The organism is Amycolatopsis sp. NPDC021455, assembly GCF_040640995.1.
Lineage (GTDB): Bacteria > Actinomycetota > Actinomycetes > Mycobacteriales > Pseudonocardiaceae > Amycolatopsis.
In genome coordinates, this window is record NZ_JBFACT010000135.1 from 1 (window position 1) to 9,033 (window position 9,033).

General features: G+C 72.8%; 11 protein-coding genes. 6 read left to right on the plus strand and 5 right to left on the minus strand.

Annotated features, from left to right (window positions below; genetic code table 11):
- Positions 1 to 58 precede the first annotated feature (58 nt).
- Entirely contained in the window at positions 59 to 1,570 is a 1,512-nt protein-coding gene (locus AB0G28_RS48575) for an FAD-dependent oxidoreductase (RefSeq protein ID WP_361106259.1), read from the minus strand.
- Between the two features lie 83 nt (positions 1,571 to 1,653).
- Here AB0G28_RS48575 and AB0G28_RS48580 point away from each other — a divergent pair, with 83 nt between their 5' ends.
- Entirely contained in the window at positions 1,654 to 2,928 is a 1,275-nt protein-coding gene (locus AB0G28_RS48580; protein ID WP_361106261.1) for an ATP-grasp domain-containing protein, read from the plus strand.
- 57 nt (positions 2,929 to 2,985) lie between these two features.
- Here AB0G28_RS48580 and AB0G28_RS48585 read toward each other — a convergent pair whose 3' ends face one another.
- The gene (locus AB0G28_RS48585) at positions 2,986 to 3,150 is read right to left on the minus strand and encodes a hypothetical protein (protein ID WP_361106264.1); all 165 of its coding nucleotides are present in this window, start codon (positions 3,148 to 3,150) and stop codon (positions 2,986 to 2,988) included.
- A 156-nt stretch (positions 3,151 to 3,306) separates the two neighbouring features.
- Here AB0G28_RS48585 and AB0G28_RS48590 point away from each other — a divergent pair, with 156 nt between their 5' ends.
- On the plus strand, positions 3,307 to 4,011 hold the full coding sequence (locus AB0G28_RS48590; protein ID WP_361106267.1) for a methyltransferase: 705 nt from the start codon (positions 3,307 to 3,309) through the stop codon (positions 4,009 to 4,011).
- Positions 3,998 to 4,228: a CDGSH iron-sulfur domain-containing protein gene (locus AB0G28_RS48595; protein WP_361106270.1), complete on the plus strand. Its 231-nt coding sequence runs from the start codon at positions 3,998 to 4,000 to the stop codon at positions 4,226 to 4,228. The genes AB0G28_RS48590 and AB0G28_RS48595 overlap by 14 nt, the downstream gene beginning before the upstream one ends.
- On the opposite strand, the gene AB0G28_RS48600 is transcribed toward AB0G28_RS48595, so the two are convergent.
- Positions 4,205 to 5,209 carry an iron-containing redox enzyme family protein gene (locus AB0G28_RS48600; RefSeq protein ID WP_361106273.1) on the minus strand — a complete coding sequence of 335 codons (1,005 nt, stop codon included), beginning with the start codon at positions 5,207 to 5,209 and terminating at the stop codon, positions 4,205 to 4,207. The genes AB0G28_RS48595 and AB0G28_RS48600 overlap by 24 nt on opposite strands.
- A 9-nt stretch (positions 5,210 to 5,218) precedes the next feature.
- Positions 5,219 to 6,352 (minus strand): glutamate--cysteine ligase, encoded by a 1,134-nt coding sequence (locus AB0G28_RS48605; protein ID WP_361106276.1) that lies wholly within the window; start codon positions 6,350 to 6,352, stop codon positions 5,219 to 5,221.
- Between the two features lie 173 nt (positions 6,353 to 6,525).
- On the opposite strand from AB0G28_RS48605, the gene AB0G28_RS48610 reads away from it, so the two are divergent.
- Positions 6,526 to 6,924: an STAS domain-containing protein gene (locus AB0G28_RS48610; RefSeq protein WP_361106279.1), complete on the plus strand. Its 399-nt coding sequence runs from the start codon at positions 6,526 to 6,528 to the stop codon at positions 6,922 to 6,924.
- Here the strand turns inward: AB0G28_RS48610 and AB0G28_RS48615 are convergent.
- Positions 6,921 to 8,018, minus strand: coding sequence for a glutamate--cysteine ligase (locus AB0G28_RS48615; RefSeq protein ID WP_361106281.1), 1,098 nt, complete (start codon positions 8,016 to 8,018; stop codon positions 6,921 to 6,923). The genes AB0G28_RS48610 and AB0G28_RS48615 overlap by 4 nt on opposite strands.
- Positions 8,019 to 8,116: 98 nt before the next feature.
- Between AB0G28_RS48615 and AB0G28_RS48620 the strand changes: the two genes are divergently transcribed.
- Together AB0G28_RS48620 and AB0G28_RS48625 are read left to right on the plus strand one after the other, a co-directional pair.
- Complete coding sequence (locus AB0G28_RS48620) at positions 8,117 to 8,485, plus strand: hypothetical protein (protein ID WP_361106284.1); 369 nt, start codon at positions 8,117 to 8,119, stop codon at positions 8,483 to 8,485.
- An 8-nt stretch (positions 8,486 to 8,493) separates the two neighbouring features.
- Positions 8,494 to 8,973: a hemerythrin domain-containing protein gene (locus tag AB0G28_RS48625; protein ID WP_361106287.1), complete on the plus strand. Its 480-nt coding sequence runs from the start codon at positions 8,494 to 8,496 to the stop codon at positions 8,971 to 8,973.
- Positions 8,974 to 9,033: the final 60 nt, after the last annotated feature.

Sequence of the window (9,033 nt, forward strand, 5' to 3'; positions counted from 1 at the left end):
CCCACGGGGTTTGTATTCAACGAGTCGTTCCTTACTACGCACGTAAGCAAGCTGTCGTTCAAGACATCCGGCCAGGGCCGCGGCGCAGCGGCCGGACCGCGGGGCCCTGCACGACTTCGCCGTCCACGCCGAAGCGGGAGCCGTGGCAGGGGCAGTCCCAGGTCTTTTCCGCGTCGTTGAAGGAAACCAGACAGCCGAGGTGGGTGCAGTGCGCGCCGACGGTGTGCAGCTGCCCGCCGTCGTCGCGGTGGGCGGCCACGAGCTCGCCGCCCACGCGGACGACCTCGGCTTCGCCGGGCTGGAGGTCGTCGAGCTTCTCCGACCGCCACAGCGCCGCGACGTGGTCGCCGACCAGGTACTTCGCCACCGTCAGGTTGTCCTGGGCGACCTCGAGGACCGAGCGCGGGTCGAAGCGGTTGGGGTCGAACAGGGCCGCGGCCGGGTGCGGCTCGCCGAGGATCCGCGCCGCGAGGACGTGCCCGGCCGCCGTACCACCGGTCATGCCCCACTGGCCGAACCCGGTGGCCACCCACAGTTTCCCGGTTCCCGGCAGGTACCGGCCGACGTACGGCAGCATGTCCACAGTGGACATGTCGTGCGCGGACCAGCGGTGGGTCACGCGGTGCAGGCCGGCGTGCTCGTCCGCCCAGTCCGCGAGCCGCCGGTACCGGCGTTCGACGTTGACGTGGGCGCCGACGCGGTAGTGCTCGCCACCCGCGATCACCATCGGCGTGCCCTGCTCGGTGTACCCGCGCACGGAATGGTGCGTGTCCGCGTCGAGGAACATGCCTTCCGGCGAAGCGTTCCCGGCGGCGGGGCCCGCGACCACGAGATCGCGCACCGGGTCGAGCCGGGCGAAGTACAGGCCGCGGTCGAGCACGGGGTAGTGCGTCGCGACGACGACGTCACCCGCCACGACGTCGCCTCGCGAGGTGCGGACGGTCTGGCCGTTCACCGCGGTCGCGCGGGCGTGTTCGACGACGGTGCCGCCAACCCGCTCGATCTCGGCGGCCAGGCCGAGCAGCCAGCGGCGCGGGTGGAAGTGCGCCTGCCGGGTCGTCCGCACAGCGCCGAGCGCGGGCACGTCGAGGGCGACGTCTTCGGTGAACGACGCCGGCAGGCCCGCCGCCGCGGCGGCGTCGGCTTCCCGCTTGAGCGAGTCAATGGTCTTTTCGCGCGTGGTGTAGACGTAACTGTCGGCGCGGGTGAACCCGCAGTCGATCCCCAGCTCGGCCGCCGTGCCGGCGATCCACTCGCCCGCCGCGGCCTGGGTCCCGGCGTAGATCTTCGCGGCGCCGGCGCCGTGCCGGGACGTCAGGTCCGCGTACTTCGCCCCGTGCTGGGCGCTGACCTTGGCGGTGGTGTGGCCGGACACCCCGGCGGCGACCCGCTCGGCCTCCAGCACCACCACCGACCGGCCGCCGCGGGCGAGCAGCAGCGCGGTGGTGAGCCCGGCGATGCCCGCCCCGAGCACCGCGACGTCGGCGGACTCGGGCACCGGCACGCCGGTGCGATCCGGGGCGGGGGCGGTGTCGACCCACAGCGAAAGGGGTTCGGGCAGGGCTGTCATGCCTGCGGATGCCCGCTCCCGGCCTGCTCAAACCGGCCATCCGGCCCGTTTCGGCCGCTCGGCGGGTCGGGTAGCCCGTGGGCATGAGTACCGACATCTTCGTGATCGGCCTGGACGAGGAGAACCAGCGGGTCCTGGAGCGTCTGCCCTGGTCCGGGAGCTACCGTTTCCACGGCCTGCTGACCCCCGAAGACCTGCAGCACGGCGAAATCGACTTCGAAGCACTCCTGAAGACCGCCCAGCACGAGCTCGACGCGTTCGACGGCGAGGTCGGCGCGATCGTCAGCTACTGGGACTTCCCGGCCGCGTCGCTGGTCCCCATCCTGTGCGCCCGCCACGGCCTGCCCAGCGTGTCGCTGGAGGCCGTGCTTAAGTGCGAGCACAAGTACTGGAGCCGGCTGGAACAGAGAAAGGCGATCGACGAGCTCCCGAACTTCGGCATCGTCGACCTCGACGCCGGGCAACCCGCCCCGCCCGAGGGCGTCGGCTACCCGATGTGGCTCAAGCCGGTCAAGTCGTTCTCCTCGGAGCTCGCCTTCAAGGCCGGGGACGAGCGCGAGTTCGCCGACGCCGTCGCCGAGATCCGGGCCGGCGTCGGGCGCGTGGGGGAGCCGTTCGGGTACGTGCTCGAGCAGGTGGAGCTGCCGCCGGAGATCGCCCGCGTCGGCGGCGCGGCCTGCCTGGCCGAAGAGGCGCTGCACGGCGTCCAGGCCGCCGTGGAGGGGTACGTGTACCAGGGCGAGGTGGTCGTCTACGGCGCGCTCGACTCGATCAACTACCCGGACAGCTCGTCGTTCCTGCGGCACCAGTACCCGTCGCAGCTGGGCGAGGAGGCCGTCCAGCGGATGCGGGACGTCGCCGAGCGGGTGATGAAGCAGATCGGGTTCGACAACGGCACCTTCAGCATCGAGTTCTTCTGCGACCCCGAGTCCGGTCAGGTGTGCCTGCTGGAGATCAACCCGCGGCATTCGCAGTCGCACGCCGAGCTGTTCGAGTTCGTCGACGGGGTCGCCAACCACGAGATCATGGTGCGCCTGGGCCTCGGGCAGGATCCCGGGCGCCGTCCCCGCAAGGGGAAGTACCAGATCGCCGGGAAGTGGTACCTGCGCCGCTTCGAAGACGGCGTCGTGACGCGGGTGCCGACGCCGGCGGAGATCGCGACGATCGAGGCGCGTGTCGAAGGCGCCCAGATCGAGATCATCCCCGAAGCGGGACAACGGCTTTCGGACCTGCCGGAACAGGACAGCTACAGCTTCGAGCTGGCCCACCTGTTCGTCCCGGGGCACACGGAACACGAAATGGTCCGGAAGTACGAGGCTTGCGTCGACGCACTGCGGTTCGAGTTCGACCAGGCATGAGAAACGGGGTCGCGTTCGGACAGTCCGAACGCGACCCCGTCTTCCGGGCGGGTGGGCTCAGCCCGACTGCGGGTCGCTGTCGTCGTGCTGATCACCGCTCGAGGTGCCCTGCTCGCCGCGCAGGGTCTCCCGCTGGGCCTCCGGCGTGTCGCCGTGCGGGTCGTCGCCGCGGGCGCCCTCGGCGGGCTCGGTCGGGTGCTGTGTGCGCTCTTCGGACGTCACTTCGGGGCCTCCTTCGCCGGTCCTTTCCGGACCGGGTACCCCGCGGCGGCGGGTTGAACCCCGGCGTTTGCCGCGATCACCGCCGGGTAGCCGGGGGCCGACGCGGTTGTCCCGCCGGCGATCGCGCCGGGACCGCGGCGAGGTGAGGAGACCGAGATGACCACGTCGGCGGAACCCGTCCGCCCGGGCCCCTTGGCCGCCCGGCCCGTGCCGCCCGGCCCGCGGCTGCTGCGGTTGCCCGGCGTCTACCGCCCTCAGGAGGACACCGCGTTGCTCGCCGCGGCGATCGACGACCTGACCATCCCCGTCGGTGCGCGGGCGCTGGACCTGTGCACCGGCACCGGCGCGCAGGCGCTCACCCTGGCCCGCCGGGGCGCGCGGACCGTACTGGCGGTGGACCTTTCGCGCCGGGCGCTGGTTTCGGCGCGGCTCAACGCCTTCGTCCGCCAGCTCGCGGTGCGCCCGTGCCGGGGCGGCCTCACCAGGGCGTTGCGTGAAGGCCCGTTCGACGTCGTCGTCGCCAACCCGCCGTACGTACCGTCCCCGGCGCCGGCGGTCCGGTCCACCCGCGGCTGGGACGCGGGTCCGGACGGCCGGGCGGTCCTGGACCCGTTGTGCTCGGCGGCCGGCACGCTCCTGCGCCCGGGCGGGACGCTGCTGCTCGTGCAATCCACGATGTCCGATGTGGACAAGTCGCGGGAGCTCCTGGCCGCGCAGGGGTTGCGCACGTCGGTGGCCCGCAGCGCACGGATCCCGTTCGGCCCGGTCCTGTCCGGACGGACGGAGTTCCTCGAGGCGAGCGGGTTGATCGACCCCGGTCAGCGGCTGGAGGAGCTGGTGGTGCTGCGTGCCGACCGCTGAGCGCCGTCCCCGCCGCGTGACCGTCGTGCCGGGCGGCCCGGTCCTGGTGGAGGGACCGGTCGAGCTGTGCACGCCGGAGGGCGAAGTCGTGCGGTCGGACCGGTTCCTGGTCGCGGTGTGCGCGTGCCGGCGCAGCAAGCGGTACCCCTTCTGCGACACCAGCCACCGCAAGCGGGTGCGCACCCACGACAGCTCAGCCGAGCGGCCGGAGCAGTGACGAGCGCCCGGCCTTCCAGCTGCTCAGCAGCTGGGCGCCGAAGCGGCCCTCGAGGAACTCCGTCGCCTGGATGCCGAAGACGACGTCGCCGGCCAGCTCGGGCTCCTGCTCGAGCAGGTCGCCGAGCACGTCGTGGCGCATCACCTGCTCGTGGACCGCGTCGGCCTCGATGTGCTCGGTGTAGAAGAACCGGCACGCCTCGGGGGCCTCGAGGCGCCGCAGTGCCTGGTCCATCCGCTGTGCCGACGGCGCCGTCGTGATCTCCGCCGCCGCGAAGTGGCCGCACAGCGCGCCTCGCAGCGACCGGTGCAGACCGAACAGCGACATCATGTTGACCACGGCCAGCATCGAGCCGGGGACGTGGTCGATCAGCTCCAGGTAGCCGTCCGGCAGCCCCGCCGCGCGCAGCAGGTCGGCGTACAGCCGGGCGTGCACGAACTCCGCGCGGCCGCCGCCGAACTCGTCGAACTCCACCGCGACCAGCGCGGCCTTCGCGCGGCCGCGCAGCCGGGGGATCACCCACGCGTGCGGGTCGGCTTCCTTGTGGTGGTAGACGGAGCGGTGGGCGAAGTACTCGCGCACCTGCTCCCAGTCGCCGTGGTCGCGCAGGAAGTGCGACACGCCTTCGGCGTCGATCGGCTCGACCAGCAGGGCGTCGAGTTCGCCCGCCACGTCGTCGCCACCCGCCACGTTTTCGCGGAGCACGGCGAGGAACCGGGCCTCCAGGGCACCGCGCAGGCGCAGCAGTTCCGGGTCCCACTCCCAGTCGGCCGACACGCCCGGCAGGCCCTGGTAGTGCAGTTCGTAGCACAGGTGCAGGGCCAGCTGGAGGTCGTCGCCGAGCGGGTCGGTGTCCGCGAGGCCGTCGAAGCCCAGGTCCGCCCGCGGGTGCTCGCGCCGGAGCGTCCCCAGCACGGACTCCGACAGCGGGCCCCGGGCGGCCGGCAGGGTGGCCGCGCCGGGCGTGGTGGAGGTCGTCATGACCCCGGGCTACCCCGTGAGCAGCGTTCCATGCCCGGCCGGCACGGTTCGCGCGGTGAGCCACCGCACCGCGGCCGCCGTCCCGCGCCCGGCCACCGCGCGCTGCTGCACGGACCCGGTGCCGTCGGTGCGCAGCGCCGTGAGGAGGTTCTGGACCTCGTCGAGGTCGCCGCTTTCTTCCAGCTGTTCCCGTACGTTCGCCAGGAGTTCGCCGACCAGCGACCAGGCGGGGCGCCGCGTTTCCTCGCCGGCGTCGACGAGCTGCCCGGTGAGGCCGTGGCGCGCCGCGGCCCACACCGCCGCCGCGGCCGGCTGCGGGGAAAGCGGCGCCGCTTCCCGGCCCCGGTCGAGGTCGGCCAGGGCCCGCCGCACCAGTGCCCGGCTCAGCAGGGCCTGGAGCACGGCGTGGTCGACGGTCAGCGCGGTGTCGGCAACCCGGAACTCGACCGTCGGGAACCGGCCGGACGGGCGGGCCAGCCAGAACGTCTGGTCCGGGTCCACGAGCGCGCCGCAGTCGACGAGCGTCTCGACCGCCCGGCGGTATTCGTCGTGCCCCCGCAGGTACGGCGCGACGCCCGAGCCGGGGAAGCGGGACTGCAGGACCATCCGCCAGCTGTGGTAGCCGGTGTCGCGCCCGTGGTCGAACGGCGCGTTGGCCGACAGCGCGAGCAGTGTCGGCAGCCGGCGGCCGAGGTGGTTGACGACGGCGACCGCGGTGTCGGGATCACCGACGCCGACGTGGACGTGACAGCCGCAGGCGTCGTAGTCGGCCACCAAAGCGCCGTAGACGGCGTCGATCTCGGCGAAGCGGCCCGTGGCCCCGGGTGTCGCGGCGGCCGGTCCCGGTCCGACCGGCGTGCCGGTGGCCAGGAGCGCGCAGTCCTCGGCCGCCGCGGCCCCGGCCAGCACGCGGCGGGCCGCCGTGAGCTGGTGCCGGAGTTCCTCGGCGGTGGTGCAGACGCCGCTGGCCGCCTCGATCTGGGTGAGCCGCAGCTCGCGGTGCACCTTGACGCCGTGGGGAAGCGGCCCGTGGTGGCGGTGGCGCGCCAGCACCGGCTCCGCGCACGGCGACGCGTGTCCCGTGCGCGGGTTCACGAGGAGGAACTCCTCTTCGACACCCATCGTGAGCGGGCCGTGCGACATGGGCGGGCTCCTTCCGCATACCGCTTCCGGGGGTTCCGGGTGGCGGAGCCCCCGGCCCGGGGCGCAGCCCCGGACGGCACAGTCGTCCGCCGGGGATACCCGCTCCGGTCCCGGAAATGCGCCTGGACCCGGGGCTTGTTTCGCCGTCAGCGCGCCGCGGGTACTTCTCGCCTATGACAGCTCACGAGCGGTTGCGCGTGGCCGCGGTCGATCCGTCGCCCGCCCATCGCCTTCCCGCGCCCCGCGCCCCGTCCGACGACCACCTCCGCAGCCGGACCCGGTGGAAGAGCGCGGACGCGATCGTCGTGGAGGTCGGTGGCGAAGTCGACCTGTCCACCGCGCCCTTGCTGGAGACCGCGCTGGCCGAGCACGTCCGGGCGTGCCCCGGCGTCCTGCGTGTCGATCTCGGGCAGGTCGGGTTCCTCGGCGCCGCGGGGCTGCGGGCGCTGGTGCGGGCCCAGCGCGACGCCGAAGCCGCGGGCGTCCACCTCGTCGTCGATCCCGGGCGTTCCCGCGCGGCCGTGCGCGCGCTCGAACTGCTCGACACCCTCGACGGGCTTTCCCTGCGTTAGCTGTCCCCGGCGAGCAGGTCGACGACGTCTTCTCCGCGCTGTCGCTCCGCGAAGCGACGTCGTTGCCGGTCGGCGCCGCCGCCGTCGGCGGCCAGCCGCGCCGTTCCTTCCCGCGCGAACTCCAGGTCCCCGGCCGCTTCCAGCGCGGGGGCCGTCAGCGCGATCAGATCGTCGAGCACCGCCTTCGCGGGCTCGAGGTTCCCGCTCTTCGGGTGCGGGCAGCAGCCCATGACCCCTTCCCGCGAAGCCCGCCACATCTGGGCGCGCAGCACCTCGTTCGACAGGTGCGGCGGCGGAGCCTCGCCGTCGAGCGCCGTGGCGACCAGGCCCCGGGCCAGTACCGCCAGCAGGACCGCTTCCTCCGGCGTCGCCGCGACGTCGGCGATGCGGAACTCCAGCGTCGGCTGCTTTTCCGACAGCCGGACGTCCCAGTAGATCATCCCGCGGTCCAGGATGGAGCCCGCGCGCAGCCACGCGTCGACGATGCTTTCGTACTCGTCCAGCGACGCGAAGCGCGGCGGCGGGCCGGCCGACGGCCAGCGGCTCCACTGCTGGTAGCGCCAGCTGCTGTAGCCGGTGTCGTAGCCGTCGGAGACCGCCGAGTTCGCGGTCACCGTCAGCAGGGCCGGCAGCCACGGCCGGATCCAGCCGAGCACCCGGATGCCGGTTTCCTTGTCCGGGATCGCGACGTGCACGTGGCAGCCGCAGGTGAGCGAAGTCCGCGCGGTGGCGCCGAAGTGCTCGGCCATCCGCTCGTAGCGCGGGTTCGGCGTGATGCTCGGCGGGTCGGCCTCGAACAGCACCGGGGACGCGGCGGGCAGCAGCCGGCACCCGCGCCGCCGGGCGGCCTGGGCCAGGTCGCCGCGCAGCGCGCGCAGCTGGCGCAGGGCCTCGGTGTGGGTACGGCAGACGTCGGTGGCGGCCTCGGCCTGCGAACGGCTCAGCTCGTGCTGCAGCTCGCCCTGGTCGTCGCCGGCCGCCTCGGCGGCGTCGACGACGTCGTCGCCGGCCTGGGACAGGTGGCCGCGGCGGTCGACGACGAAGAACTCCTCTTCGACGCCGAACGTCAGCACGTCGCCGGTGGGTTCGTTCAAGGGGGTTCTCCTGCATCTCCGGGGGACCGCCTGGGTACCCGGACCGGAGATCGGGCAAACGGCGTTTTCCCCGGCGGGGAGGGGGTATCCGGCCGGTCATGAACCCGAGCGCCGCCTCTTCGCCGTCGCTGCTGGCCGCCGACGCGGGTGCCACCGTGCGCCGGCTTTCCCGTTGCGTGGGTGAGGGCGAGCTCGATTCCCCGGCCGAGATGTACCGCGTGCTCGGCGCCCTGCGCCTGCTGGCCGGCGACCTCACCCACCTGCTGCCGGCGCTGCAGAGCCGGCTGGAGGCGGGCCTGCTCTCCGGCGAGGTGGTCCACCTCGGCGGCGGCGAGCCGGTCGCGGCCACGTGGGAGTCGGTGGGGGACGTCGGCCGGGCACTGGCGCACGCCAGGACCGTGGCCTTGCTGATGACGAAGGAACTCGAGAACTCCCAGGTCGCCCTGCGGGACCTGGCCACACCGTGAGGACACCGATGTCGACCGACGCGATCGTGCTGCTCAAGAACGACCACAAGACCGTGGAGAAGCTCTTCAAGCAATTCGAGAAGGCGGGGGAGGACGCCTACGACGAGAAGCGCGGGATCGCCGACTCGATCATCGAAGAGCTGACCGTCCACGCCTACATCGAGGAAGAGATCTTCTACCCGGCCGCGCGGCAGGCCGTGCCGGAGACGAAGGACCACGTCCTGGAAAGCGTGGAGGAGCACCACGTCGTCGTGTGGATGCTGTCCGAGCTGCTCGGCATGGACGCGAAGGACGAGACCTTCGACGCGAAGGTCACGGTGCTCACCGAGAACGTCCGCCACCACGTCGAAGAGGAAGAGGACGAGTGGTTCCCCCAGGTCCGCTCGGCGATGGGCCGCAAGCAGCTGCAGGAGCTGGGCCGGCGGATGATCGACGCGCGCCCGAAGGCCCCGAAGAACCCCCTGGAACTCAAGAGCGCGAAAGCCTAGGTCCAAAGTCCGTGAAGGCCCCCTTCCCGGCTCTTATGGCCGGGAAGGGGGCCTTCACGG

What these genes read in the sequence shown, in the direction of transcription:
- AB0G28_RS48575 (WP_361106259.1), bottom strand. Translation starts at nt 1,570, where the DNA reads ATGACAGCCCTGCCCGAACCCCTTTCGCTGTGGGTCGACACCGCCCCC.
- AB0G28_RS48580 (WP_361106261.1), top strand. Translation starts at nt 1,654, where the DNA reads ATGAGTACCGACATCTTCGTGATCGGCCTGGACGAGGAGAACCAGCGG.
- AB0G28_RS48590 (WP_361106267.1), top strand. Translation starts at nt 3,307, where the DNA reads ATGACCACGTCGGCGGAACCCGTCCGCCCGGGCCCCTTGGCCGCCCGG.
- AB0G28_RS48600 (WP_361106273.1), bottom strand. Translation starts at nt 5,209, where the DNA reads ATGACGACCTCCACCACGCCCGGCGCGGCCACCCTGCCGGCCGCCCGG.
- AB0G28_RS48605 (WP_361106276.1), bottom strand. Translation starts at nt 6,352, where the DNA reads ATGTCGCACGGCCCGCTCACGATGGGTGTCGAAGAGGAGTTCCTCCTC.
- AB0G28_RS48610 (WP_361106279.1), top strand. Translation starts at nt 6,526, where the DNA reads ATGACAGCTCACGAGCGGTTGCGCGTGGCCGCGGTCGATCCGTCGCCC.
- AB0G28_RS48620 (WP_361106284.1), top strand. Translation starts at nt 8,117, where the DNA reads ATGAACCCGAGCGCCGCCTCTTCGCCGTCGCTGCTGGCCGCCGACGCG.
- AB0G28_RS48625 (WP_361106287.1), top strand. Translation starts at nt 8,494, where the DNA reads ATGTCGACCGACGCGATCGTGCTGCTCAAGAACGACCACAAGACCGTG.